Annotated in this window: 25 protein-coding genes; 7 read left to right on the top strand and 18 right to left on the bottom strand. The window is 69.5% G+C overall.

Annotated elements, in window-relative coordinates:
- Positions 1-44: 44 nt before the first annotated feature.
- The 4 genes from NAM01S_RS09620 to NAM01S_RS09605 all read right to left on the bottom strand — a co-directional run bounded on the left by NAM01S_RS09620 (position 45) and on the right by NAM01S_RS09605 (position 2689).
- Positions 45-497, bottom strand: coding sequence for a flavodoxin family protein (locus NAM01S_RS09620; protein WP_067782493.1), 453 nt, complete (start codon positions 495-497; stop codon positions 45-47).
- Between the two features lie 6 nt (positions 498-503).
- Positions 504-1001 (bottom strand): hypothetical protein, encoded by a 498-nt coding sequence (locus NAM01S_RS09615; RefSeq protein WP_067782818.1) that lies wholly within the window; start codon positions 999-1001, stop codon positions 504-506.
- Between the two features lie 76 nt (positions 1002-1077).
- A complete protein-coding gene (dapB, locus tag NAM01S_RS09610; RefSeq protein WP_067782490.1) occupies positions 1078-1824 on the bottom strand; it encodes a 4-hydroxy-tetrahydrodipicolinate reductase in 747 nt (248 codons plus the stop codon).
- Between the two features lie 460 nt (positions 1825-2284).
- Positions 2285-2689 (bottom strand): MarR family winged helix-turn-helix transcriptional regulator, encoded by a 405-nt coding sequence (locus NAM01S_RS09605; RefSeq protein ID WP_067782815.1) that lies wholly within the window; start codon positions 2687-2689, stop codon positions 2285-2287.
- A gap of 61 nt (positions 2690-2750) precedes the next feature.
- Between NAM01S_RS09605 and NAM01S_RS09600 the strand changes: the two genes are divergently transcribed.
- Positions 2751-3203 (top strand): MarR family winged helix-turn-helix transcriptional regulator, encoded by a 453-nt coding sequence (locus NAM01S_RS09600; protein WP_067782812.1) that lies wholly within the window; start codon positions 2751-2753, stop codon positions 3201-3203.
- Here NAM01S_RS09600 and NAM01S_RS09595 read toward each other — a convergent pair.
- Both NAM01S_RS09595 and NAM01S_RS09590 read right to left on the bottom strand, forming a co-directional pair.
- Positions 3184-4068, bottom strand: coding sequence for an NAD(P)-dependent oxidoreductase (locus tag NAM01S_RS09595; RefSeq protein ID WP_067782487.1), 885 nt, complete (start codon positions 4066-4068; stop codon positions 3184-3186). The two genes, NAM01S_RS09600 and NAM01S_RS09595, sit on opposite strands and share 20 nt — an antisense overlap.
- Before the next feature lie 155 nt (positions 4069-4223).
- Positions 4224-5330 (bottom strand): zinc-binding dehydrogenase, encoded by a 1107-nt coding sequence (locus NAM01S_RS09590; RefSeq protein ID WP_067782809.1) that lies wholly within the window; start codon positions 5328-5330, stop codon positions 4224-4226.
- A gap of 195 nt (positions 5331-5525) precedes the next feature.
- Here NAM01S_RS09590 and NAM01S_RS09585 point away from each other — a divergent pair, with 195 nt between their 5' ends.
- Positions 5526-5921 (top strand): VOC family protein, encoded by a 396-nt coding sequence (locus NAM01S_RS09585; RefSeq protein ID WP_067782806.1) that lies wholly within the window; start codon positions 5526-5528, stop codon positions 5919-5921.
- Between the two features lie 161 nt (positions 5922-6082).
- Here NAM01S_RS09585 and NAM01S_RS09580 read toward each other — a convergent pair whose 3' ends face one another.
- Entirely contained in the window at positions 6083-7483 is a 1401-nt protein-coding gene (locus tag NAM01S_RS09580) for a pentapeptide repeat-containing protein (protein ID WP_067782803.1), read from the bottom strand.
- Positions 7484-7584: 101 nt separating this feature from the next.
- Here NAM01S_RS09580 and NAM01S_RS09575 point away from each other — a divergent pair, with 101 nt between their 5' ends.
- Positions 7585-7974: a hypothetical protein gene (locus NAM01S_RS09575; protein WP_067782485.1), complete on the top strand. Its 390-nt coding sequence runs from the start codon at positions 7585-7587 to the stop codon at positions 7972-7974.
- Between the two features lie 203 nt (positions 7975-8177).
- On the opposite strand, the gene NAM01S_RS09570 is transcribed toward NAM01S_RS09575, so the two are convergent.
- A complete protein-coding gene (locus NAM01S_RS09570; RefSeq protein ID WP_342747042.1) occupies positions 8178-9449 on the bottom strand; it encodes an MFS transporter in 1272 nt (423 codons plus the stop codon).
- Positions 9450-9499: 50 nt separating this feature from the next.
- On the opposite strand from NAM01S_RS09570, the gene NAM01S_RS09565 reads away from it, so the two are divergent.
- The gene (locus NAM01S_RS09565) at positions 9500-9841 is read left to right on the top strand and encodes an ArsR/SmtB family transcription factor (protein ID WP_067782482.1); all 342 of its coding nucleotides are present in this window, start codon (positions 9500-9502) and stop codon (positions 9839-9841) included.
- 165 nt (positions 9842-10006) lie between these two features.
- Here the strand turns inward: NAM01S_RS09565 and NAM01S_RS09560 are convergent, their stop codons facing one another.
- From NAM01S_RS09560 to rpsO, 5 genes are all read right to left on the bottom strand, one after another.
- A complete protein-coding gene (locus tag NAM01S_RS09560; protein ID WP_067782479.1) occupies positions 10007-11386 on the bottom strand; it encodes a tetratricopeptide repeat protein in 1380 nt (459 codons plus the stop codon).
- 266 nt (positions 11387-11652) lie between these two features.
- Positions 11653-12264, bottom strand: a complete 612-nt coding sequence (locus NAM01S_RS09555; protein WP_067782476.1) for a hypothetical protein — start codon at positions 12262-12264, stop codon at positions 11653-11655.
- A 27-nt stretch (positions 12265-12291) separates the two neighbouring features.
- Entirely contained in the window at positions 12292-13587 is a 1296-nt protein-coding gene (locus NAM01S_RS09550) for a M16 family metallopeptidase (protein WP_067782473.1), read from the bottom strand.
- Positions 13588-13682: 95 nt separating this feature from the next.
- A complete protein-coding gene (locus NAM01S_RS09545; protein WP_067782470.1) occupies positions 13683-15953 on the bottom strand; it encodes a polyribonucleotide nucleotidyltransferase in 2271 nt (756 codons plus the stop codon).
- A 499-nt stretch (positions 15954-16452) separates the two neighbouring features.
- Positions 16453-16722, bottom strand: a complete 270-nt coding sequence (gene rpsO, locus NAM01S_RS09540; protein WP_067782467.1) for a 30S ribosomal protein S15 — start codon at positions 16720-16722, stop codon at positions 16453-16455.
- A 162-nt stretch (positions 16723-16884) separates the two neighbouring features.
- Here rpsO and NAM01S_RS09535 point away from each other — a divergent pair, with 162 nt between their 5' ends.
- Positions 16885-17163, top strand: coding sequence for a nuclear transport factor 2 family protein (locus NAM01S_RS09535; protein ID WP_174554790.1), 279 nt, complete (start codon positions 16885-16887; stop codon positions 17161-17163).
- 25 nt (positions 17164-17188) lie between these two features.
- On the opposite strand, the gene NAM01S_RS09530 is transcribed toward NAM01S_RS09535, so the two are convergent.
- On the bottom strand, positions 17189-18181 hold the full coding sequence (locus NAM01S_RS09530) for a bifunctional riboflavin kinase/FAD synthetase (protein ID WP_067782464.1): 993 nt from the start codon (positions 18179-18181) through the stop codon (positions 17189-17191).
- Between the two features lie 558 nt (positions 18182-18739).
- Between NAM01S_RS09530 and NAM01S_RS09525 the strand changes: the two genes are divergently transcribed.
- Complete coding sequence (locus NAM01S_RS09525) at positions 18740-19408, top strand: metal-dependent transcriptional regulator (protein ID WP_174554793.1); 669 nt, start codon at positions 18740-18742, stop codon at positions 19406-19408.
- A gap of 37 nt (positions 19409-19445) precedes the next feature.
- On the opposite strand, the gene NAM01S_RS09520 is transcribed toward NAM01S_RS09525, so the two are convergent.
- Together NAM01S_RS09520 and NAM01S_RS36975 are read right to left on the bottom strand one after the other, a co-directional pair.
- Positions 19446-20249 carry a hypothetical protein gene (locus tag NAM01S_RS09520; protein WP_253798497.1) on the bottom strand — a complete coding sequence of 268 codons (804 nt, stop codon included), beginning with the start codon at positions 20247-20249 and terminating at the stop codon, positions 19446-19448.
- A 408-nt stretch (positions 20250-20657) separates the two neighbouring features.
- Positions 20658-21764, bottom strand: coding sequence for a LuxR C-terminal-related transcriptional regulator (locus NAM01S_RS36975; RefSeq protein WP_174554789.1), 1107 nt, complete (start codon positions 21762-21764; stop codon positions 20658-20660).
- A gap of 173 nt (positions 21765-21937) precedes the next feature.
- Between NAM01S_RS36975 and NAM01S_RS09510 the strand changes: the two genes are divergently transcribed.
- Positions 21938-23491, top strand: coding sequence for an FAD/NAD(P)-binding protein (locus NAM01S_RS09510; RefSeq protein WP_067782461.1), 1554 nt, complete (start codon positions 21938-21940; stop codon positions 23489-23491).
- A 16-nt stretch (positions 23492-23507) separates the two neighbouring features.
- On the opposite strand, the gene NAM01S_RS09505 is transcribed toward NAM01S_RS09510, so the two are convergent.
- A complete protein-coding gene (locus NAM01S_RS09505) occupies positions 23508-23930 on the bottom strand; it encodes an EF-hand domain-containing protein (RefSeq protein WP_067782458.1) in 423 nt (140 codons plus the stop codon).
- A 93-nt stretch (positions 23931-24023) separates the two neighbouring features.
- Positions 24024-24428 carry a DUF4345 domain-containing protein gene (locus tag NAM01S_RS09500; RefSeq protein ID WP_067782455.1) on the bottom strand — a complete coding sequence of 135 codons (405 nt, stop codon included), beginning with the start codon at positions 24426-24428 and terminating at the stop codon, positions 24024-24026.
- Positions 24429-24598 lie beyond the last annotated feature (170 nt).

Genomic DNA, 24598 nt, shown 5'->3' with positions numbered 1-24598 from the left:
CGCCCGGTGGTCAGACACCAAAAATCGGGGCCGACCTCATGCCGTCAGCCCATCAGCTGGGCCGCGACCGTCGCCCCCAACTCCCAGCAGCGCTCGATGTCCTCCTTCGACGGCGGCCCCGACACCACCACCGGCGCGACCACCTTCACCCAGCCGAGACCGGTCGTCACGCGGTCGACACCGCGCTCGGCGCCCTCGGTGCCCTCGTTGCCGTGCAGGTACAGGCCGTACGGGCGACCCTTCGTGGAGTCCAGGCACGGGTAGTAGAACGTGTCGAACGCGTGCTTGAGCGCACCCGACATGTAGCCGAGGTTCGCGGGGCTGCCGAGCAGGTAGCCGTCGGCTTCGAGCACGTCGGGCGCGGTGACGGCCAGCGCCGCGCGGCGCACCACCTCGACGCCCTCGATCTCCGGATCGGTCGCGCCGGACACCACCGCCTCGAACATCGCCTGCATGTGCGGCGACGGAGTGTGGTGAATGATCAACAGTCGGGCCACGTTTCGCTACCCTTCGCGCTGCTCGCGTTCCAGTTTCTCCAGCGCCACCGCGCGGCGCATGGTCTCGCGGGCTCTGGTGCGGTCGCCCGCGTAGTCGTAGGCGCGGGCCAGGCGGTAGGAGACCCGCCAGTTGTCCGGATCGGCCTCCCATTCCCGCTTCACCTGCTCGAACAGTTCGTCGGCCGCGCCGCGCTCGATGCGGCCCGACGGTCGCCGCGCCAGCGTGGAGGTGTCCAGTTCCAGACCCTCCTCGTGAATGCGGCGGGCCAGGTGCTGGTGGGCGAACGCCGCGCGCACGGTGGCGGCCGTGACCCACACACCGAGGATCGGCAGCAGCAGCACGCCGACACCCAGCGCGATCCCGGCGGCTTCACCGGAACCGATCAGCGCGAACGCGATTCGGCCGAGCAGCAGGAAGTAGAAGCCGAGGGCGAACACCAGCGCCGCGATGAGTCCCACGACGCGGAAGATCTGGCCGCGGCTGGCGTTGGCCTCGGCATTCACGGGCGCGCCTTCGACGCGGTCGCGGCGCACATGCGGCTCGATGCGGCCGTCTCCGCTGTGCCGACGATTCGCTCGCTCACAGGTCGAGGAACGGATCGAGCCCGACGGTCAGACCGGGCCGACCGGCGATCTCCCGCACGCCGAGCAGCACGCCCGGCGCGAAGGAGGAGCGGTCGATCGAGTCGTGCCGGATGGTCAGCGTCTCGCCCTGGGTACCGAACAGCACCTCCTGGTGCGCGACGAGTCCGGCCAGCCGCACCGAGTGCACCCGCACGCCGTCGACGTCGGCGCCGCGCGCGCCCTCCAGTTCGGTGGTTGTCGCGTCGGGGCTGCGGCCCACGCCCGCGCGCTCCCTGGCCCCGGCGATCAGGCCCGCGGTCCGGTAGGCGGTGCCGGACGGCGCGTCGGCCTTGTTCGGGTGGTGCAGCTCGATGACCTCGACAGATTCGAAGAACCGCGCGGCCTGCTCGGCGAAACGCATGGACAGCACCGCGCCGATGGCGAAGTTCGGGGCGATCAGCACGCCGGTCTCGGGCCGCTCGGCAAGCCAGCCGCGCACCTCGGCCAGCCGCGCCTCGTCGAAGCCGGTGGTGCCGACGACCGCGTGAATACCGTGCTCCACCAGGAACTTCAGATTGCCCATCACCACGTCGGGGTGGGTGAAGTCGACGACGACCTGGGTGCCGCTCTCGGTGAACGTCTCCAGCGCGTCGTCCTTGTCGACCTGCGCGACCAGTTCCAGGTCGCCCGCCGCCTGCACCGCCGCGCAGATCGCCTGACCGACTTTCCCGCGTGCTCCGAGCACTCCGACCCGAATGGTCACCGCACCTCCTCGTTCCGCTGGTGTTGCGGCAAGCCTATCGAGGGGTGCGGTGCGCGGGGTTCGCCGGGCGTCCGGGTGGGCTTGCGGCAGTTCGGCCCGGGGGCCCGTCCTTAGCTGGCCGCAGGCCGGGATGCCGCGATACCCGGACTCCGCGTTCCTTGCCCACCTGGGCGCTGTCTGACTAATGCGCATAGCGACATATGACTATGTCCGGTCAGTCAGTCGCGCACCTGAGCGTCCCGACGGCTGGCGCCGCGTCCGAATGGTTGACGCGGCAACCGACCGAAGGCCGCCTTCATCCCGCCAGACAGACTGGATGTCACCTTTATTCACCCGACCTGCGTGCACCGGTGAACCGACCGAGGGTGACATTTAGTGCGGTGGGGCGATCAATGGTGACCTTCGGTCGGTGTTGGTTTGGCCGACCTTTATAGGTTGCGGCACTGGCACGCCTCCAGGATCACGCCGAGAGGTTGCCGATCATCCGCTGTAAGGCGAGCAGGGTGGTCTCGAACTGCTCGGGTTCGATGCCGCGCGCCATCGCGCGGCGGCGTTCGGCGATGCGGACGAAGGTTTCGTCGTGGGCGGCCCGGCCCGCGGCGGTCAGGTCGAGCGCGTCGACGTCCGCGGATATCAGTCCCGCCGACGACAAGCGGTCGATCTCGATCCCCCACTCCCCCTCGGTTTTCCAGAACGGCGAGAGCGCCTCGCGCAACTCCTCCGCCGAGCGCGGCCCCTCGGACAGCGAATGCAGCAGCTGCCAGTGCCGTCGGCTCAGGCCGCCCGCCGCGAGGTCGTCGTCGAACCGCGCTTCGATCAGGCGGTCGAGTTCCTTCAGCAGGTATCCGATTCTGCGCTCGGCCATCGAGCCCTCCATGTACATGTACGATCACATCTATATGTAGTCTGACATGGAGATGAGGCCGATGGAAGAGCGCGACGCGTCCGCCGAGGCGGTCGCTGCCGCCATGGTCCGCATCCGGCGCAGGCAGACGCGCGGTGCGCTGGCGGGCGAGAGTCGAGTTCCCCCCGCGGTTTTCCGCGTGCTCGACGCCGTATCGACCCTCGAATATCCCACCGTCGGAGCGCTGGCCCCGGCTCTCGGTGTCGATCAGCCGCGCGCGAGTCGACTTGTCGCCCAGGCAGTTTCGGAGGGCTGGCTGGAGCGGGTCGCCGACCAGCGCGACGGCCGCAGGGCGGTGCTGCGGCCGACCGCACTCGGCGACCGAATGCTCACCGAAGCCCACCGGCGTCGCGCCATGGCGACCGCGGCCGCCATGGCCGACTGGTCCGAGCGCGAACGCGCCGAATTCGCCCGGCTGCTCGGCCTTTTCGTGGAGGCGATGGATGCGGCGGAGGCTACGTCGCCGGGTTCTTGAGCACCTCGATCAGCGCCGTCACGCTGTGTTCGCGATGCCCGCGCGCGATCGCTCGGCGCAGCAGTTCCGCCATCGGCGCATGCCACGACATGTCGACGCCCGCTTCGACGCCGACCCGCATGTCGCTGTCGACGGCATCGTGGAACAGCCCGACCGAGGAACCGAGCTTCGTGTAGTCGCCGGTGTCGATCTCCTCGGCGAGCAGCGGCAGCAGCGACTCGATCATGCGCAGCCACTTGGCCGAGTACGGCACCATCGCGCGGGCCTCGATACCGCGCGACGCGAGCACCGCTGCGCCCTCGAAGAACCCGAGCAGGGTCGGCAAGAGGGTCGCGCCGACGGCCGCCTCGTACAGCGCGGCGAGGTCGGGTTCGTCACCGAGGTGAACGTTCTCGCCGCCGAGAACGCCAAGGGTGGAACGGTATTCGTCGAACACGCCGCGGTCGCCGCCGTAGTACAACAGCGTGTCGGCGGCGCCGACGGCCGCGGGCACGTTCTTGATCGCACCACCCAGGAACCGCGCACCGTGCGCGGCGGCCCACAGGGCCACCTCGCGCGCGCCCGCCGGTGCACCGCTGTTGAGCGTGATCAGCGTACGTCCGGCCAGCGCCGCCCCCGCGGGGGCGAGCGCATCAAGGGTGGCTTCGAATCCCGTGAGCACCGAGAGGATCAACGGGCTCGCCGCGACCGCCTCGTCGATCGTCGCCGCGTGCGTCGCGCCCAGCGCCACCAGCGGCGCGGCCTTGCCGGGGCTGCGGTTCCACACGGTGGTCGGGTGCCCGGCCGCGACGAACGCCGCCGCTACCGCACTGCCCATCGAACCGAGACCAAGCACGGTCACGGGCACGCGTGTGTCGTCGGTCATCTTGCCTCCCAAGCCGCTTCGTCCCCGTGCGGGGCGTGCAAGAGGCGAGTCTGCGCGGGGCGGCGGTGGCCGACAAGTACCTACTTTTCGGTCGAATACGCACGTCCGGGTAAGCAACGAGCTACCGGCGACGAGGCGGTGACGACCGTCACCGCTCAGTCGAAGACGATCACCTGCCGCAGCGCGTGCCCGGCCGCGAGTTCGTCCATGGCGCGGTTGATCTCGTCCAACCCGATGTGCGCCGACACCAGCCGTTCCACCGGAAGCCGCCCTTCCCGCCACATCCGCACGTACTCCGGGATGTCACGCGAGGGCACCGCGGAGCCGAGATAGCTGCCGACGATGGAGCGGCCCTGCGCAACGAGGGCCAGCGGTGAAATGCTCGCGCGGGCTTCCGGGGCGGGCAGACCGACGGTGACGGTGGTGCCGCCCGCGGCGGTCGCCGCGACCGCGGTCTCGAACGCGCGCACGTTGCCCGCCGCCTCGATCACCACCTCGGCCTGCACGCCCTGCTCGGCGACCTCCGCAGGGGTATAGGCGGCGGTCGCGCCGAGATCCTTTGCCAGGTCCAGCTTTTCGGGGACGGTGTCGACGGCGATCACGTCCTTCGCTCCCAGCGAGACCGCCACGAGCACCGCCGCCATGCCGACACCACCGAGCCCGACCACCATGATCCGGTCCGCAGGCCCCGGACGAGCCGAATTCAGCAGTGCGCCACCGCCGGTGAGCACCGCGCACCCGAGCACGGCCGCGACCTCCGGCGGCACGTCGTCGTCGACCGGGACCACCGAGCGGCGGTCCACCACCGCGTGCGTCGCGAACGCCGAGACACCGAGGTGGTGGTGCACCTCCGCGCCCTCGCGCCGCAGCCGCCGTCCGCCGTTGAGCAGCTCTCCGGCGTTGTTGGCCGCGCTGCCCGGCACGCACGGTGTGCGGCCCTCGCTCGCGCACCCCGCGCACCCGCCGCAGCGCGGCAGGAAGGTCATCACCACGCGCTGACCGACCGCGATATCGCCGTCGCCGGGGCCGACCGCCTCGACGCGGCCCGCGGCCTCGTGGCCGAGCAGCATGGGCACCGGCCGGACCCGGTTGCCGTCCACGACCGAGAGGTCGGAATGGCACAGCCCGGCGGCCTCGATCCGCACCAGCAGTTCGCCGGGTCCGGGTTCGCCGAGCTCCAGCTCACAGACGTTGATCGGCGCCGACTCGGCGAACGGTACCGGCGCCGCGATCCGCTCCAGGACCGCCCCACGAATCTTCATGGCTGCGACGCTACCGGGCACGGCGTCGAGCGGAACCGACACCGCCGAAACTGGCGCCGCCCGAAAATTTTCCGGTAACCGGGGGTTGGCGAGACCGGTGATCGACCGCTATCGTCGATCGACGTGACGGTGCTCCTGTAGGCCGCCTTGTACCGAGCCCAGGGTCGGGACCGTCACGATTCGAGGAGAAATCCACTGTCCATTCAGTTCAATCACACCATCGTCGGCTGCCGCGACAATCGCGTCTCGGTGGAATTCTGGGCCGACATCCTCGGCCTGGAAGTAGGCAAGGAGTGGGGTCCGTTCATCGAGCTACGGATGAGCAACGGAGTCGGTTTCGACTTCGCGGTCGTGCCGGGCGAGAACCCCGAAATCCAACCCCAGCACTACGCCTTCCTGGTCTCCGAGGCCGAGTTCGACGCGGCCTACGCCAAGATCCAGCGCTACGGGCTGGAGCACTGGGCCGATCCGCGCCAGCAGGCGCCCGGCGAGATCAACCACAACGACGGCGGGCGCGGGGTGTACTTCCTGGACCCGAGCGGTCACTTCCTGGAGTTGATCACCGTTCCGTACGGCGGTTGGCCGGAGTAGCGGGGAGCCGCGCGAGCAACGGCAGACAGCGGCGGGCGGCGTCCATCGAGTCGCCGCCCGCCGCGCTGCGTTCTCCTTCCGCGCTGCGCTAGCCGTGGACGCCGCTGCGCTGAGGGGATGCTCGGGGCTCGGCGGCGTCCTTGGTATCGGGTGAGGCAGTACTAAATGCTGGATGCGGGGGCGGGCTCCGGGGCGGGTGGCCAGGGATTCGGTTTGACGGAAGCCGGTTTGGCGGTGGGATTGTCGTCCCAATCGAAACGCACGCCCACCCACGCCTTCGGCCGGGCGAAATCGGTTTCGCCCGCGGTGAAGCGAGTCGCGACGAAAAAGATCTCGCCGAAGAAGTCGCCCTCGCGGAAGTCGGCGGCCTGTCCGGCGATGGTGCTGCGGGCGAAGCTCACCGCGCCGTGGAATTCCGCTCCGACGAAATCGATCTCGCGGGTACCGCGGCCGCGCAGGCGAGCGGCGGCACCCAGCTTGGCCTCCTCGAAGCCGACGGTCGTGGCGTAGAGCTGTGCCGAGGTGAACGCGAGCCGTTGGCCGGAGAAGACCGACTGCTCGAAGGACACGTGCTCGCCGTCCAGGGTCGCCCGCGCGAAGGAAGTCATCTCGGCCCGGAAAACGGCACTGCGCCAAGATGTTCGCGCACCGAGGAATTTGGCGGCGACGAAGCCGGTGCGCAGGCCCGCGAATGTCGCTTCGTCGAAACAGGTCCGCGGGCTCTCGAAGGTCGCGCCGTCGAAGGTGGTTCGTTCCGTGCGGAATTCGGCGTTCTCGAAGTTCGTGATCGGGGTGACGAAGATTGCGTCGCGGAAGGTCACGTGGTGGCCGGTGAAGCGGGCGCGGTTGAAATCCGCGAACCGGTCGCCGACGAACCGCACTCTGGCGAAAGTGGTTCGGCGCCCGCCGAATTCGGTCGCTTCGAAGTCCGCGTTCTCCAAGACCGCGCCAGTGAAGTCGAAATCGCACCGCGACCAGGACGCTTCGCCGTACGGCCGCAGGTGATCGGCGATCACCCGGACGATGGTGCCGCGCACCTCTCGATCGTTGTGCCGCACCCGATAGACGCGCTCGACCTCGCGATCCGATTCCCGCGCGGTCTCGGCGCGCGAGATCAGGTGGTTGGCTCCGTCGTCCGGTTCGTAGGGCAGGCGCAGGTACCCGCACAGCACGTCGACGCACTGCTGCCGTCGCACGGGCGCCGAGAACTCGTCCGCCACACCGGCCATCGCGTACACGCCGGCGAGCCGCACGGCCGGATCCTCGTCACCCAATTGCCTCGCCGCCGTCCCGAACAGCTCGGCGAACCGGCCGCGCTCCAGATCCCGCTGCCGCCGGTATGCCACGACCAACGCCACCGCGCCGCCGACGCCCGCCGTCACCGAGAGCGCGATCTTGGTGAGATCCAGCTGATTCGGCGTCTCGGCCTTGGCGCCGAGCCCCAACCACAACAACCACCAGGTGAACCCCGCGACGGCCAATCCGCCGACCACCGCGGCGAGCACCGCGAACAACAACGCCGCACGGTGCAACCTGCGCACCGACCTCCCCCACCATCGCATGAGCTGCATGGTAGCCCGATCGCGGTACGCGGCACAGCTGGTACAGCTACCGCGAAGCATGGGAAAGCGCTGCGAAGCAGCGTCTTTCGTAGGATACGGGTATGGACATCGAGGACTCGATCGCATCGCTGCACGCCGATCTCGCCGCGTGGCTCGGCTCGCCCGCGCCGTTCGAAGTCTTCGAGCGGTTCGCCGCGGCGCAGCACGAGCGGTTCTCCATGGTCAGCGTTTCCGGCGCGGTCCTCGAACGTGACGCACTGCTGGCCGGGTTGCGGGAAGCGCGAAACGCGTGGCCGGGGTTGCGAATCGAGATTTCCGAGATCACCGAGCTCGCCCGCTTCGGCGAGAACGTGGTGGTGCGGTTCTTGGAGCGGCACCTCACCGAGGACGAGAACTCCGCGCGACGGGTGACCGCTGTGTTGAGTGCTGTCGAGGGGTTCGAACTCGGGTATCGCTGGCTGACGGTGCACGAGACGCCCGTGGCGGAGTGATTCGACGGGTTCGGGCCGGAGTCATTGACCGGTTGATCTCGGGAGGCCTATTGGCGTGTCAAGGGCTCGACCACCATTTGACTACCGTCGATAGTGAAATGGATTCGACGGTAGTCAAATGGTGGCTTTTCAAGGATCAAGTAGCCGCCATTCGACTACCGTCGATTTCCGGAGCGCCGAGCGCGGCCGCAACTGGGCGAGGTCTACTTCGAGACCATCTCGGGCTCGATCGCTTCCTCGTGGCTTCCGCGCAGCCCCAGCCCCGCTGCCACCAGACACGCCACCGCGACCACACCCACGAACCACGGGAACACCGTCTTCAAGCCCCAGGTCGTCGCGGCCCACCCGGCCAGAATCGTCGGCAATGCCATCGCCGAATAGGCCAGCAGGTAGTACGCCGACATCGTCTCCCCGCGCTTGTGGTGTGGCACCACGTTGGACAGATGGCGTAGCGATCCGCCGAAGCCGAGGCCGAAGGTGGCGCCGAGGGCGACACCGGCGCCGAGCACCGCGACCCAGCTGTGGGTGGCCAGTGCGGGCACCGTGAGCAGCAGGGCAAGCGCCATGCCGGTGTCGCCGAGGATGGCGGCCCTGCGGGCCGGGATACCGGTCGCGAACAGTTGCGCGGTCGCGCCGGAGAGGGCTGTCGAGGCGACGACCGCGCCACCGAAGACCAGATTGTGGATACCGGTCTGCTGCGCGGCCAGCGATGGGTACAGCGAGAGCAGCACGCCGAGCACCGACCAGGCGGCCATCACACCGATCGCGGAGAACCAGAAGTCCGCGCGGATCTCTTGCGGCACGGCGGGTTTCGCGATGCGGATGCGTCCGGCCTGCCTGGCGCCGTGCGGTTCGCGCAGTGCGAGCACACCCGCGGCGATCGCCAAACAGACGACCGTGATGACGACGTACGGCGTGCGCAAAGGATGCGGCGCGTACTGGGCGAGCAGCGCCGAACCCAGGATCGCCACGGCCATACCGACATTGAAGGCAACGCCGCTGAGCTGCCCCGACCGCGCGCCGCGGTGCGGACGCAGGTCGAGCAGCGCCGCCGCGCCCGCCACCACGGTGGAGCCGACGGCCATCCCGTGCAATGCCCTGGCCAGCAACAACATCGGGACCGAGTCGGCGAGCACGAACACGACGAGGCCGGCGATCATGGTGGCGAAAGCGCCGAGCAGCACCGGCTTTCGGCCCACCACATCGGAGATGCGACCGGACACCAGCACCGCGCCGAGCGCGGCGACGGCGTACACCGCGAAGACGATCGTGGTGGTCAGCGGCGAAAGGTGCCACTGCGTTTCGTAGATCCCGTACAGCGGAGCGGGCACCCCCGAGACGCCGAGCGCCACGCCGCTGGCGACCAGCACCAGGGCGTAGGCCCAGCGTTGCGTGGTCTGCTCGTCGGCGGCCACCGCCATTGTCGCTGCCATCGATCCCCCGATCAGGTAAGTTTGATATTGATCGAACTCCATCGACCATACAACCGGTTCGATGATCATCAAACCCCCGAGTGAGGTAGATCATGACCGATGCCACCGAAGCCGCTCCGCCCATCGCACCGCTGCCCACAGTGCTAGGCGCTTTGCAGGATCCGGTGCGCCTGGAGATGGTGCGCCGACTGCGGAACGCCGGTACCCCTGTGCGCTGCGGCGCGCTCTACGACGTGATCAACAAATCCACCGCGACCCACCACTTCAAGATCCTGCGCGAGGCGGGCGTCATCGAGCGCATGAACGTCGACGGCCAGACCTGTCAGCGGCTGCGCGCCGAAGACCTCGACGCCGCGCTTCCCGGACTGCTGGACGTGGTGGTCGACGCCGCCAATCGCGCCTACGACGGCGCGACGGCTGACGCGCACCGCTGACAAGCCGAGTGCCTCGCCATCGACGGCCAGACATGTCAGCGGCTGCGCACCGAGAACCTCGACGCCACGCGCCCCAAACGATTGGACGTGGTGGTCGACGCCGCCAATCGCGCCTACAACGGCGCGGCGGCCGACGCCCACCGCTGACCGCCCGCGCCGGACCCGTCAATCCGACCGGGTGAACGTCTCCACCGCCATCCACGCGAAGCTCCACTTCGTGCCGAGGACAGCGAGCACGAGCAGCACCAGCAGGGTGGTGCAGTAGGTCACCGGCCGCCGCCAGTACCTCGGCCCCACCGCGAAGACGAGCAGCAGCTCGAGCAGCAAGGTCACCACAACGATGCCGAGCAGTCCGGCGAGCACCGGAAGGGCCTCCGGCGCCCGCGACCAAGACCGCAGCGCGCCCAGCACGCCGAGCACCACCAGCCCGAAGCACACCACCGCGATGACGCTCAGCAGCGCGTATTCCTCGGCGGCGTCGTGGTCGGTCTCGTCGCCGAAGCGGCGCAGCCACGCCGCGAACAGCATCAGGTGCGCGAGGCTCGCACCGAACAGACCGAGGAGCAGCAGCGCGTAGCCCGCGCCGACCAGCGAGGTGCGCAAGACCACCGCGCCGAGATCGACGATCAAACTCGCGAAGACCAGCCCGCACAACCCGAGCAGCGCTTCGGGACGGCGCAGCAGCCGCTTGCGCAGATAGCGCGGCGGCAACTGTTTGCGCAGATGACGGAAGACGCGAAACCAGGCGACGAACACGACGCAGAACAGCACCGGCGTCACGACCCGCAGCACACCGGGACCGGCCCACATCGAGAGCGCCACCACCGCGCCCGCGAAGAACCACACCCAAACGGCCAGCCGCAGCAGCGCCCGCCACATGATCTCGGCGAGCAGCCGCCGCGCGGGCGCGTGGTTCGGGCTCGCGCCGAGCAGTCCGCGCAGCGTCGCGACCGCCTTGTCGCGGGTGGAGAAGTCCTCGAACTCCAGGCGTGCCCGCAATTCCAGCAGTTCGACGTGCAACGGATCCTCCGCGAGCCCACGCTCCACGTGGCGCCGCGCCTCGGCACGATCGGGCAGCTTCCGATAGCTTTCGGCGGCATGGGCGAGAGCGCCCGCGTCCAGGGGCGCGGCCGCGCACGCGCTCTCCAATGCCGTGCGTGCCTCGGCGCGCAACGAGTCCGTCATCTGCCCGCCGACGATGATCCTGGCGAGGGTGAGCAGCGCGCTGACGCTGTGCGGCGCGATCCGCACCGCAGTGCGGGCATACCGCAACGCCTCGTCTCGTTCGTCCTCGCTGTGCTGGACCAAAGCCGCCGTCAGGTAGGCGTCGATCCGATCCGGGTCAGCGGCGATCGCCGCCCGCGCATGGCTCAGCGCCGCGACGTGCTCGTCCAGCCGGTACTCGATATCGGCCAGTTCCGCGAGCATCAACGGATCCTCCGGCGCCGCGGCCAACGCCTCCCCGAGAATGCGCCTCGCCTCCGGCAACCGCTCCAGATCTCGCGCGGCCCTGGCCCGGGTGACCGCCTCCCACGCTGTACGCATCAACTCCCCTCCCCACAGCAATGCATCGACCGCACGCTACCCGTTCTACTTCAGCGCACACAGGCCGAAACGAGCCAACGGCCCGCGTTCACGAGCTGCAAACCGCCGATCGACGATACCCACACCAGAACCACAGTCGGCACGAGCAACAGTCGGCGCATGCCCACCACCGCGACGCCCCCAGGCCAAGTCACCAGTGCGCCGCTACCCGCACGAGATCCACAGCCGCAACCAGCACCGGCGACAGTCGGCAATCGCGGTCGCGCTCACCAGGACCCGGCCGCCAATTGGACGACACTCCAACACGTTCCGAGCAACAACACCGAGAACAGGACGAGCCGCAGAACGCCGGCACCGCCACGAAGCCGTATCCGCGGCGGAAGCAGGAGCGCCAAGCGGGACTCGAGCTCGAAGGCGATCGCCACGCCACAGCCGAGCACCACGAAGATATTCGCGGCCACCGGCTGCACCGACCACGGTCGCAGCACCGCGAGCACCACGCCGATCAGCACAGTGCCCAATGCCGCCAACGCCGCGCCTGCCTGCGCATAGTTCCAGCCCGTACGTCGCACCATCGGAAGGAGCGGACGACGCTGCCATCCGACGAACAACAGCACGTGTCCCACACCGGCGATCACCGACCCGATCGACAGCAGTGCGTATCCGGTACCCACATCGGCTGCGCGACCGCTGATTTCGAACCCGCCGCACCCGGCGACCACACCCCCGACCGCGGCGAGCGCCACTCCGGCCCATCCGGCAGGGCCGCGCAGCACCCGCCCGCGCAGCGACCCCGGCGGCACTTCCGCCCGGAAGAGCCGGAACGCGCGGTACCAGGCTCTCCCCAGCAGCGCGAACACGGCGAGCACGACGTTCACCCGACCGCGCGAAATCTTACGCGCGGCTCAGTGGTCGACGAGGCGGCGCACCGCGGCGGGGAGGTCGCGGGTGCGACGGTACGGTCCGGCGACCGAGGCTCCGAACGGGCGGGCGAGCAGGGTGCGGGCGATGGCGGTGACCTCGTCGGTGGTGACCGCGTCGATCCTGGCCAGCGTCTCCGAGACGCTGCGGTGGTTGCCGTAGCTCAGTTCGCTGCGCCCGATCCGGTTCATCCGCGAGGCCGAATCCTCCAGTCCCAGCACCAATCCGCCGCGCAACGAGCCCTTGGCGCGGGCGCATTCGGCGTCGGTGATGCCGTGCTCGGCGACCTCCTCGAGCACACCGCGCGCCAAACCGGCCACCTTGCCGAGGTTTTCGGGCTGGCAGCCGATGTACACCGAGAACGCGCCGGTGTCGGCGAAGGTGTCCACGCTGGAGTACACCGAGTACGCCAGGCCGCGCTCCTCCCGGATGGCTTGGAACAGACGGGAACTCAGTCCGCCGCCGACGATGGTGTTGAGCACCGACAGCGGCCACCGGCGATCGCCCTCGTGGCGGCCGAACGCGCGGACACCGAACGCGAGGTGCGCCTGTTCGCTGTCGCGGTGGTTCCACTGCAATTCCGGGTTGCCGTGCGGCCGAAACCTGCCCTCCCGGCGCGGCGCAGGCTGCGCCTCCGGATCCAAGCGGCTCTCGAACGCGCGGTGCACCAGCTCCACCGTGTGGTCGTGCTCGACATTGCCCGCGACCGCGACGACCATCCGATCCGGCCGGTACCTGCGCAGGTGGAAACCCCGCAGCTGACCGGCCCGCATGGCCTCGATGGACTCCACGGAACCGATCACCGGGCGGCCGATCGGATGGTCGCCGAACAGCGCGGTGAGGAACGCGTCGCCGACCAGGTCCTCGGGGTCGTCGTCGCGCATGGCGATCTCCTCGAGCACCACCTGTCGTTCGACGTCCACGTCCACCGAACGGCACAGCCCGTTGAGCACGACGTCGGAGACCATATCGACCGCGAGCGGCAGGTCCTCGTCGAGCACGTGCGCGTAGTAGCAGGTCTGCTCCTTGGCGGTGAAGGCGTTCAGCTCACCGCCGACCGCGTCCATGGCCTGCGCGATGTCCAGCGCGCTGCGGGTCGGAGTCGCCTTGAACAGCAAGTGCTCCAGGAAATGCGCCGCCCCCGCGACCGTGCGCCCTTCGTCGCGTGAGCCGACGCCCACCCAGACGCCGATCGAGGCCGACCGGACGCCCGGCACGTGCTCGGTGACCACCCGAAGCCCGCCCGGCAGCACCGTGCGCCGCACCCCGGTATCCGCCATCCGAGCCTCGTCCACCCGCCGCTGTAGTGACGAACCCCCCTGCCCGGTCGGGAGCAGGGGGGTTGCCGTCTTCTTCTTCGTCACACCGACAAGTACTACTCGTTTTCGGCGTCGACGGCATCCGTGGCGGCGGACTCCTCGGCGCTCTCGTCGACCGGGATCAGCGAGATCTTGCCGCGGTTGTCGATGTCGGCGATCTCCACGCGCAGCTTGTCGCCGACGTTCACCACGTCCTCGACCTTGGCGACGCGCTTGCCGTTGCCCAGCTTCGAGATGTGCACCAGACCGTCGCGACCCGGCAGCAACGAGACGAACGCGCCGAAGGCAGTGGTCTTGACGACCGTGCCGAGGAAGCGCTCGCCGACCTTCGGCAGCTGCGGGTTGGCGATGGCGTTGATCGCGTCGATCGCGGCCTGCGCCGACGGGCCGTCGGTCGCGCCGACGAACACGGTGCCGTCGTCCTCGATGGAGATGTTGGCGCCGGTGTCCTCGGTGATCTGGTTGATGACCTTGCCCTTGGGCCCGATCACCTCGCCGATCTTGTCGACCGGGATCTTGATCGCGGTGACGCGCGGCGCGTACGGGCTCATCTCGTCCGGGGTGGCGATGGCCTCGGCCATCACGTCCAGGATCGTGGTGCGCGCGTCGTGCGCCTGGCTCAGCGCACCGGCGAGCACCTGCGAGGGGATGCCGTCCAGCTTGGTGTCGAGCTGGAGCGCGGTGACGAAGTCACGGGTGCCCGCGACCTTGAAGTCCATGTCGCCGAACGCGTCCTCGGCGCCGAGGATGTCGGTCAGCGCGACGTAGCGGACCTCGTCCTCGCCCTTGTCGTTGGTGATGGTGTCGGAGACCAGACCCATCGCGATACCGGCGACCGGGGCCTTCAGCGGCACACCGGCGTTCAGCAGCGCCAGGGTGGAGGCGCAGACCGAGCCCATCGAGGTGGAACCGTTGGAGCCCAACGCCTCCGAGACCTGACGGATCGCGTACGGGAACTCCTCCTGGCTGGGCAGCACGGGGATCAGCGCCCGCTCGGCCAGCGCGCCGTGGCCGATCTCGCGGCGCTTCGGCGAACCGACGCGACCGGTCTCACCGGTGGAGAACGGCGGGAAGTTGTAGTGGTGCATGTAGCGCTTGGAGGTCTCCGGGCCGAGCGAGTCGACCTGCTGCGCCATCTTCACCATGTCCAGCGTGGTGACGCCCAGGATCTGGGTCTCGCCACGCTCGAACAGCGCCGAACCGTGCGCGCGCGGCACCACGGCGACCTCCGCGGACAGCGCGCGGATGTCGGCGAGGCCGCGGCCGTCGATGCGGAAGCCGTCGGTCAGGATGCGCTGGCGCACCAGCTTCTTGGTGACCGAGCGGAAGGCGGCGCCCAGCTCCTTCTCGCGACCCGCGAAGTCGTCGCCCAGGCGGGAGAGCACGTCGAGCTTGATCTCGTCGATCTTCGCCTCGCGCTCCTGCTTGTCGGCGATGGACAGCGCCTCGTTCAGCTCGCGCTTGGCGGTGCCCTCCACGGCCTCGAACACGTCGGCCTCGTAGGGCGGGAACAGCGGGAACTCGCCGGTCGGCTTGGCGGCCAGCTCGGCGAGGTCGGCCTGCGCGCGGCACAGGCGGGCGATGAACGGCTTGGCGGCCTCCAGGCCCTCGGCGACAACGGCCTCGGTCGGCGCCTGCGCGCCGCCCTCGATCAGCTCGATGACCTTGTCGGTGGCCTCGGCCTCGACCATCATGATCGCGACGTCACCGGACTCGACAACGCGACCAGCGACCACCATGTCGAACACGGCGCCCTCGAGCTGCTCCACGGTCGGGAACGCGACCCACTGGCCATCGATCAGCGCGACGCGCACGCCGCCGACCGGGCCGGAGAACGGCAGGCCCGCGAACTGGGTGGACGCGGACGCGGCGTTGATCGCCACCACGTCGTACAGGTCGTTCGGGTCCAGGCTCATGACGGTGACCACGACCTGGATCTCGTTGCGCAGGCCGTCGACGAACGACGGACGCAGCGGACGGTCGATCAGGCGGCAGGTCAGGATCGCGTCGGTGGACGGGCGGCCCTCGCGGCGGAAGAACGAGCCGGGAATGCGGCCCGCGGCGTACATGCGCTCTTCGACGTCGACCGTCAGCGGGAAGAAGTCGAACTGATCCTTCGGCGACTTGCTCGCGGTGGTCGCCGACAGCAGCATGGTCTCGTCGTCCAGGTAGGCGACGACCGAACCGGCGGCCTGGCGGGCCAGCCGACCGGTTTCGAAACGCACGGTGCGGGTGCCGAAGGAGCCGTTGTCGATCAGCGCGACGGATTCGAACACACCCGGCTCGACCTCTACGGCCGAGGACTTGCGTTCAGTTGTTTCGGACATTCTCTTCTCTCAACCTCTCGTCTCGCCGGCTCGAGCGCGCGGTGGCGCGAACCGGCTGTCGTCAGCCGTATCCGGATACGGACGCGCGGCAACCCTCCTGGCTGCGACGCGCACACCCGGCCGAATCCCCTTGGACGCGGCGACGCGGAGGCGGTCATCGATCGAAGCCCGCCGGCGACGCGCCGGGAGGCCACTACCGAAGACCGACGCCACGCGGGCGGGTGCATACGGCTGTCCATGTTGTCGTACGACGGGATGCTCTCCACCCCTCATACACAAATAGCCAACGGGGAGATTGTACGTCTCGCCGTTGGCGATATGACGACCGCCTCTGGCGGGCAGCGTGTCGCGTGGACCCGCCGCCTCGCTCGCGGCCGTCGAGCACCGAGCTCAGCCCGAAGTCGCGGGAGGCCGGTGCTTCGCGGTCCGCGCCCCGCGGTCGTTCGATCGCGGGGCACGGAAGCCGGGAATCATGCCGCGCCGTTGGCGCGGCAAGAGATCACCTGCGCAGGCCCAGGCGCTCGATCAGCGAGCGGTAACGCTCGATGTCGTTGTCCTGCAGGTACTTCGAGAGGCGCTTGCGACGACCGATCAGCGCCATCAGGCCGTGGCGGGTGTGGTGGTCGTGCTTGTGCTTCTTCAGGTGCTCGGTGATGTCGGCGATCCGCTTGGACAGCAGCGCGATCTGCGCCTCCGGCGAACCGGTGTCCTTCTCGTGCAGGCCGTACTCGGCGAGAATCGCCGACTTCTGCTCGGTGGTCAGCGCCACGTGGCATCCACTCCTGTTTCTCAGTTCCGCGTTCGAAGGTTCCGGTTACCCGGGGCGGGCGCCACCGCGGACCGCAGCAAACCCGAGGATCCACCCTACCGGAGCGTCTCGCGCGAACCCAATCGCGGTACGGACGCCGGATCGACGTGTTGCAATCGAGCCATGGACCCCGCCGTACGCGATGTGCTGGACACCCTTGCCCGCGAGGACTATGCCGCTCTGCGCCCGCTGCTGCACCCGTATCTGCGGTGGACCGACGGCCCCGACACGATCCGCGGGCGCACCAGGGTCCTCGCGCACATCGCGGCGAATCCGACCAGTGCGCCACCGGCCTCCTACGAGCTGCGCGACGGTCAGATCTACCGCTGGACGGTCCCGACCGAGGATCAGGATGCCGCCGACACCGCGCCCGGCCGAACCCAGGACACAGTGCCCAACTGAAATCGGGTTCCGGCGGCCTACGAGCTCAGGACTCGGCGCCGGGCCGGGCTCCCGTGTCGGCGGCGGTGAGCACCTTGCGCGCGTTCTCGACGTCGCGGCCCATCGCGTCGATGAGGTCGTGCATCGTGTCGAACTTGCGCATGCCGCGCAGGTGCTCGACGAAGTCGACCGCGACGTGCTGGCCGTAGAGGTCGGCCTCGCCGTCGATGACGTACGCCTCGACGGTGCGCGCGCGGCCGGAGAAGGTGGGGTTGGTACCGACCGAGATGGCGGCCATCGCCCGCTCACCGGGGGTCACCGTGCCGATCGTCGGTCCGGGGCCGAGCACCGTGAACCAGCCCGCGTAGACGCCGTCGGCCGGAATCGCCGCGTGCATGGGCGGGGCGACGTTGGCGGTGGGGAAACCGAGTTCGCGGCCGCGGCCGTCGCCGTGCACGACCACGCCCTCGACGCGGTGCGGTCGGCCGAGCGCCTCGGCGGCCGCGGCCATGTCGCCCGCGTCGACACAGGCCCTGATGTAGGTGGAGGAGAACGTCACCGCGTGCTCGCCGAGCAGCTTCACGCCGTCGACTTCGAAACCGAAGCGCTCACCGAGTTCGCGCATGGTCTCGACGGTGCCCGCCGCCTTCTTGCCGAAGGTGAAGTTGTCGCCGACCACGACCTCGGTGACGTGCAGCCGCTCGACCAGCAGGTCGTGCACGTAGCGGCCGGGGGTGAGCTTCATGAATTCCTGGGTGAACGGCATCACGCAGAACACGTCGACGCCCAGTTCCTCGACCAGTTCCGCGCGCCGGGTCAGGGTGGTCAGCTGCGCGGGGTGCGAACCGGGCCGCACCACCTCCATGGGGTGCGGGTCGAAGGTCATCAACACCGAGGGGACGCCGCGCGCGGCCGCGGACTTCACGGCGCGGCTGATCAACTGCGCGTGGCCGCGGTGCACTCCGTCGAACACACCGATCGTGAGTACGCACCGTCCCCAGTCCGCGGGCACCTCGTCGAGCGATCGCCATCTCTGCACGTTCGCAGCCTACGCAAGTCGAGGTCCGAACAGTATTCGGGCGTACCAGATGTCACAGAACGCTTGCCCGCCGTCCACCGGGCCGGGGTCCGATTCGCTCGAGACTTTCGCGCGCGGCCTGCGATCGAACGGTTCTCGGCGCACCTCCGCCACGCCCAAGGACCCCGAGCGACAGGGGTTTTCGATGAAGACCACAGTCCACGCTACGACCTCGAGCGCTCGCTGCGCCTCCGAAGCGAGGGTCTCGGACTCTCCTCGTACGCAGGGCCCAGTCGGCACGAGCTTCCGCTGAATTTCGTCCGCGCTCCCCGCCGTCGAACCGCGCCGACGAGCGGCCCGCGACCTGCGGATCCACGCGCGAAGTGGCAGCGGGATGGCCGGTCCGCGACCGGCGGAACACGAGTGGCGAACGAGTTCGCCGCATCCCGGTGTCCGACTGTGTGAATCGCGTCGGATGTGCATAAGCTCGGATATGTGCCCGGTAAACGAGACATCGCCACCCGCCGCGAGCTGACCGACAGCTCCGCGCCGGGCGAACCGCACGGCAGCACCGCGACTCTGGCGCCGGAGCTGACCTCGGTCGCCCAGGACTACCTGAAGGTCATCTGGACCGCACAGGAGTGGTCGCAGGAGAAGGTCTCGACGAAGCTGCTCGCGGAGCGGATCGGCGTCTCGGCCTCCACCGTCTCCGAAGCCGTCCGCAAACTCGCCGACCAAGGCTTGGTCGAGCACGCGCGGTACGGATCGATCACCCTCACCGAGCACGGTCGCCGCGCCGCGGTCGCCATGGTGCGCAGGCACCGGCTGATCGAGACGTTCCTGGTCAACGAGCTCGGCTACGGCTGGGACGAGGTGCACGACGAGGCCGAGGTGCTAGAGCACGCGGTCTCCGAACTGCTCATGGCCCGCATCGACGCCAAGCTCGGCTACCCGGACCGCGACCCGCACGGCGACCCCATCCCGTCGGTGGACGGCGCGGTACCGACACCGCCCGCGCGCCAGCTCAGCGATTTCGAGGCGGGCCAGGCCGGGCGCGTCGCCCGCATCTCCGATTCCGACCCGGACATGCTGCGCTACTTCGATTCCGTCGGCATCGCGCTGGACACCGCCATCGCCGTCGTCGAACGCCGCGATTTCGCGGGCACCATCGCCATCCGCATCGGCGACGGCGAAGCCACCACCGACCTCGGCCGCCCCGCCGCGGAAGCCATCTGGCTCACGACCTGAGATCCGGTTCGACGCCTCGACGAGTGTTCCGAGACGGTCAGCAGGGCTGGAAGTAGGACTCGAATCGGCCGGGAACGCCGTCGGCGGCGGCCGTGGACCAGCAGACGTCGTGCGGGAACGCGACGTAGGTGCGCCAACCGTCGGCTGTGCGGTGGACGATGCGCTGGCTGTCGCCGGGGACGTCCCAGACGATCACCGCCCAGGAGCCGTCGCATTCGGTGACCGTCGCCCCCTCGGCGGTCAGATCGCCCGCGTCGTCCAGCTCGCCGACGATGGTCTCGGCGGCGCAGGCCGCGGGGGCCGGATCGTTGAAGCGCAGCTGACCGGTCACGACCTGACCGGCCGCCGTCACGAACAGCGTGTGCATGCCCTCGGGCACCGGATCGGTGCCGGGCGGCGGATCCATCCGGAATCGGAAGCAGCCGACCGGAACCACGAACACCGCGCGCCCGTCGGCACCGGTCACCGCATCCCAGCGCGCGATCTCGCTGGCGCCCAAGGGAATATCGAGCTGAGCCATATCGCACGGCCGCATCTGCCACACGCTGACCGGGACGTCGGGCACCGCGACGCCGCCGAGGGTCACCGTCTCGATGATCGCGGTGCCGAGCACCGGTGAAGCGGGCGGTTGCGGCGCCGGAGCGGGCGCAGGGGGCGCGGGTCGCGGCTGCGGTGCCCTGGTGGCGGCGGGCTCCTCGGCGATCTCCGGTGTGCCGTCGACGGTGGTCGCGCCGACGGTGGCGCTCGCCCGCGGGCGCTCCACTTCCTCGGCCTCCCCGGCGCACCCCGCCATGAGCGCGACCACCGCGCACACCACCCCGACGATTCCCACCGCACGCATCGCCAAGCCTCCGAATCGAGCAACTGTTACCCAAGTATCGACCGAAGGGAAACATCGTTAACGCAGGTCAACCCGGGTGTACGGGGGTGTTGCTCCCGCGTGTCGAAGCCGTGACCGGACCGTGCCGTGCGGGAGGGACATCGCTTCCGCAGAGCAGGGACCAGCTCCGCGCCGAGCAGACAGTCGGTGGTGCGGCGGACCGCGCCGACGAAGTCGAGCAGGCCAACAGCCCACCGCGCCGAGCAGCCGGCCGAAAAGCGGCGGCCGCGCGCCAGTGATGCCGAGCGGGCCAACCTGCCCAGGGCGCCGAGCAGTCAGACGATGGCGCGGACCGCGCCGACGATGCCCGGCGGGTCTGTTTGCTCGCCGGGCCGAGTAGCAGCCCCGCGTGGACGTGTGGGCAGGCCGCTAGCTCGCCGCGTCGAGGACTCGCACGGTGGTGGGGGCGGCAAGGGGTTCGCGATGTTCGGTGAAGAGTTTGGCGACCAGTTCGCCGCGGCTGGTGACGCCGACCTTGTCGAAGATCGACTTCAGGTGGTCGCGCACGGTGTGCGGGGAGAGGAAGAGGCGGGCGGCGATGTCGGCGGTCGGCAGGCCGCGAGCGACGAGTTCGGTCACCTCCAGTTCCCTCGGCGTGAGCTCGTAGGCGGCGACGATCAGTTCGGCCACTTCCGCGGGCTTCGCGGGTTCGATCACGAGAGCCGTTGTGCGGGTTCGCCCTTCGGCGTCGCGCAGGCAGGTCGCGTGGCACACCAGCCAGCGCCCTGCGGTTGTGCGAACCCGGATCCGCGAGGCAGCGCCGGTGAGCCGGGCGCGGCCCGCCGTGTTGAGGATCCAGATCGGCAGCGGCAGATCGATGCCCAGCGGCGTCGGCGCGGCGGGACCGGGCGGCATCTCGGCGAGCAGGTCGCGGGCTTCGTCGTTGAGCGAGAGCAGTTCGCCGCCCGCGCCGAACAGCAGCAGGCCGGGGGCGGTGGCGGCGGACGGTGGCGTCACGGCCGGGAGCGCGAAGGCACGCAGCCGCTGCGCCATCGGCGTGCAGAGCGCTCGGACCAAGGCGATGTCCGCGGCGCCGAACGGCGGCCGTCCGCGCTCGCGGAACAGACTCAGCTGTCCCCACGGCTGGCCGTCCACCCGGAACACCGCGCGCAGCTCGTCGTCGAAACCGCGCGGACGCATGAAACCGCGGTACAGCGCGCTCAGTGCCGGCCGGTCGCCCGTCACCTCGCGCAGCCCGGCGACCGGGACCTTCGCCACCGCCAGATCCCGGAACAGATTCACGTGCTCGGCGAAAAGCTCCGATTCCCAATAGGTTCCGCAGCCGCCCTCGTGCAGGTTCTCCACCCGGACGGGGGCCGTGGTGAGCCCGTTGACCGGATCGGTCGCCACCCACACGGCGGCGTCGAACGGCGTGATCCGCCGCAGGCGAGCCGAGGTGTCGGCGAACAGCGCGTGCGCGTCGGGCGCGGCGGTGATGCTCGCGAGCAGCGCGTCGAGGGCGGGTGTGCCGGTCATGGGTGTCATCGTCCGCTGTCCGTCGCGTGTCCGCCATCCCGCATATGAGGGGTTAGCGTCGAGCAGGTCGGTGAAATTCCGGCCGGGCGCCGCGAACCCCTCGATCGCGGGATGGTTCGCACCGCCCAACCCCGCGACGCTGGGTGTCCCGATCACGAAATCGAAGGAGCCCCATGCACATCGGAATCATCGGAGCTGGCGCGGCCGCCCTCGCGCTGCTCGACGCGCTCGCCGCGGCCGACGACAAACCGAGTGGTGTCACCGTGTTCGACAGCGCGCCCGTGCCGTGGCGGGGTCGTCCGTACCAACCGGATCTCGACGCGGTTCGCGTGAACGCGCCGCCGCCAATCATGTCGGTGCGGGCGGGCGATCCGGGGCACTACCAGCGCTGGCTGGCGGGACGCGATGTCGCGGGCTACCTCGACGAAGGGCTGGGTCAGCCGCTCGTCCCCCGCGCGGTCTACGGCGAATATCTCGAGGACACCGCGCGCGACGCGATCGCGCGGCTGGATCGTGCCGGCTGCCCGGTTCGTGTCGTGCGATCGGCTGTCACCGGATTCACCCGCGACGAACGGGCCGTGCCGCACACCGCGAGCGGCGATCGCATTCCACAAACCTTGCCGCACACCGCGAGCGGTGACCGCATCCCTCGAACCGTGCCGAATACGGCAGGTCTCCAGACCGTGCTGCACACCGCGGACGGCGACCGTGTCCCGGTCGACCGTGCCGTCTTGGCGGTCGGCGGCGGCGGTCCGCGCGACCACTACGGGCTCACCGGCGCACCCGGATACGTGAACGAGCCCTACCCGCTCGCCCGCACCCTTGCCGAGCTCCCCGCCGACCGGCACGTCGCCGTGATCGGCAGCGGACTGACCGCCGTGGACATCGCCGTCGCACTGGCCGCCAACGGACACACCGGACCGATCAGCTTGCTCTCGCGCAGCGGTCGGCTCCCCTTCGTCCAGCAGCGTCCGGTCCGGCTGGAGCCGGTACACCTGACGCCCGCGGCGGTGCGCGAGCAGGCCGGGCACGGTGAACTCCGCTTCGCCCAGCTCATTTCGCTCATGCGCGCCGAACTCGACTCCCTGGGACAGGATTTCGACACCTTGGCCGCCGAGATCACCGACGACGGGGATCCGATCGCCCTGCTGCGCCGCCACCTCGACGCCGTCGACGCACCGCACCTCGGGCGACGCCTGCTGGCCATGGTCATCCGCACCGTCGGCCCGACCGTCTGGCCGCTGCTGGCGGACGATGACCGAGAGATGCTGCGCACCGGGCATTTCCGCACGATCAACAGCCTGAGCTCGCCGATGGTCCCGCACAACGCGCGTATCGTGCTGCGGCTGCTGGATTCCGGTCAACTGCGGTTGCGCGCGGGTCTCACCAAGATCGAGGCGCGCTCCGGCGGCGGCTTCACCGTGCACGACGGGCGGAGCTGGGCCGCGGACACCGTGTTCAACGCGGTCAACCCGCCCGCGTACACCACGCCCCCGGAATCCCAATCGCTGATCAGCGCGTTGCTCGCGGCGGGCGCGGCCGAAACACATCCGGCGGGCGGTCTGCGCGCCGAACCCGGCTCCCGTCGCCTAGTGGTCGGCGGCGCACCGGATCCGAGCTGGCACGTCCTGGGCAATCTCGCGGCCGACTCGATGTTCATCGCCACGAATCCACCGGGGTTGGCCGCCGAGGCGGCTGGACTGGCCAGGGCACTGCTCGACGGCTGATCGGTCCCCTTCGGGCTCAGCGCGCGAGTTCGTCCAGCAGAGCTCGGAATTCGGCCGGGGAGAGATAGCCGTCCGCGTCTCGGTCGGCGGCGGCGAGCAGGTCGGCCGCGGGGACGTCGATGAGTCCCGCGCCGACGTGGCGGATGAGGGATTCGAGTTCCTCGACCGAGATCCGCCCGTCGCCGTTGGTGTCGAAGACGCGGAACGCGGCGTCGGCGTCGGTCACCTCGAGGCGTCCGGTCACCAGTGCCGCGTCGAATTCGGCCTTGGAGACCAAGAAGTCGCCGTTGGTATCGGCCGCGGCGACCAGGCGCTCGACCGCGTCGGTGTCGATTTCGAGCCCGAGCGCGCGGATTCCGTCGGTGATGTCCTGGACGGAGACGAGTCCGTCACCGTCGCGGTCCCACAGCTCGAACGTGTCGACCGAATGTTCACTCATGCCCACTGCCTTCCCACGGCCGCCGACGATTTCGGACGGCGAACCCACGACCACTGTACGGTTCGGCCCGAATCGCGTTGTCGGCCTGCGCCGCTAGGAAACGGCTACCCGCTCACCCGCTACCCGCTTCTCGTCGGCATCGGCCAGCCAGAAATACACGGGCGGGAAGACGAATTCGATGACGGTGAGCACGATCTGGAACCAGTGCGGCCATCCGTACACGGCGACGGACAGCACCCGCCCGACCGCGCCGAGCAGGAAGATGCCCGCCAGCCACCGCACCGCCACCGCCGGAATCGGCGTGCGGCGCGCGGTCCAGATCCACGCCGCGCCGTACCCGACGAAGATGGCGCCGAAGAAGCGACTCTGGCTGTCGGCGGTGACGCCGGAGGAACCCATGTCGGGCACCGAGTCGATGCCGAGCGCCAAGTGAAAGAAGCCGATCGCGACACACGCGACGCCCATCGTCATCGCCAGGATCTTCAACAGTTTCGCCATGGCTTCCCCCTCGACGGGACATAATCCCTTGCCGCACAAGGATCTTCACCCGATGGATCTCTCGATGTGCGCCTACTACAAGCAATAGTAGAGTCAGGGTAGACCCGCGTCAACATCCGGAAGCTGGACGAGCTCGGCGGCCGCGAGGCGAACGACGGCGGCCGGAGCGA

This window comes from Nocardia amikacinitolerans NBRC 108937, assembly GCF_001612615.1.
Classification (GTDB): Bacteria; Actinomycetota; Actinomycetes; order Mycobacteriales; family Mycobacteriaceae; genus Nocardia; species Nocardia amikacinitolerans.
Note: the sequence above shows the minus strand (reverse complement) of the source record. Positions and strands in the feature narration are given on the sequence as shown.

Excerpts from the sequence above, each read along its gene's own strand:
- NAM01S_RS09605 (WP_067782815.1), bottom strand. The coding sequence starts at position 2,689 with ATGGCCGAGCGCAGAATCGGATACCTGCTGAAGGAACTCGACCGCCTG.
- NAM01S_RS09600 (WP_067782812.1), top strand. The coding sequence starts at position 2,751 with ATGGAAGAGCGCGACGCGTCCGCCGAGGCGGTCGCTGCCGCCATGGTC.
- NAM01S_RS09595 (WP_067782487.1), bottom strand. The coding sequence starts at position 4,068 with ATGACCGACGACACACGCGTGCCCGTGACCGTGCTTGGTCTCGGTTCG.
- NAM01S_RS09590 (WP_067782809.1), bottom strand. The coding sequence starts at position 5,330 with ATGAAGATTCGTGGGGCGGTCCTGGAGCGGATCGCGGCGCCGGTACCG.
- NAM01S_RS09580 (WP_067782803.1), bottom strand. The coding sequence starts at position 7,483 with ATGCGATGGTGGGGGAGGTCGGTGCGCAGGTTGCACCGTGCGGCGTTG.
- NAM01S_RS09575 (WP_067782485.1), top strand. The coding sequence starts at position 7,585 with ATGGACATCGAGGACTCGATCGCATCGCTGCACGCCGATCTCGCCGCG.
- NAM01S_RS09570 (WP_342747042.1), bottom strand. The coding sequence starts at position 9,449 with ATGGAGTTCGATCAATATCAAACTTACCTGATCGGGGGATCGATGGCA.
- NAM01S_RS09565 (WP_067782482.1), top strand. The coding sequence starts at position 9,500 with ATGACCGATGCCACCGAAGCCGCTCCGCCCATCGCACCGCTGCCCACA.
- NAM01S_RS09560 (WP_067782479.1), bottom strand. The coding sequence starts at position 11,386 with ATGCGTACAGCGTGGGAGGCGGTCACCCGGGCCAGGGCCGCGCGAGAT.
- NAM01S_RS09550 (WP_067782473.1), bottom strand. The coding sequence starts at position 13,587 with ATGGCGGATACCGGGGTGCGGCGCACGGTGCTGCCGGGCGGGCTTCGG.
- NAM01S_RS09545 (WP_067782470.1), bottom strand. The coding sequence starts at position 15,953 with ATGTCCGAAACAACTGAACGCAAGTCCTCGGCCGTAGAGGTCGAGCCG.
- NAM01S_RS09535 (WP_174554790.1), top strand. The coding sequence starts at position 16,885 with ATGGACCCCGCCGTACGCGATGTGCTGGACACCCTTGCCCGCGAGGAC.
- NAM01S_RS09520 (WP_253798497.1), bottom strand. The coding sequence starts at position 20,249 with ATGCGTGCGGTGGGAATCGTCGGGGTGGTGTGCGCGGTGGTCGCGCTC.
- NAM01S_RS36975 (WP_174554789.1), bottom strand. The coding sequence starts at position 21,764 with ATGACCGGCACACCCGCCCTCGACGCGCTGCTCGCGAGCATCACCGCC.
- NAM01S_RS09510 (WP_067782461.1), top strand. The coding sequence starts at position 21,938 with ATGCACATCGGAATCATCGGAGCTGGCGCGGCCGCCCTCGCGCTGCTC.
- NAM01S_RS09505 (WP_067782458.1), bottom strand. The coding sequence starts at position 23,930 with ATGAGTGAACATTCGGTCGACACGTTCGAGCTGTGGGACCGCGACGGT.
- NAM01S_RS09500 (WP_067782455.1), bottom strand. The coding sequence starts at position 24,428 with ATGGCGAAACTGTTGAAGATCCTGGCGATGACGATGGGCGTCGCGTGT.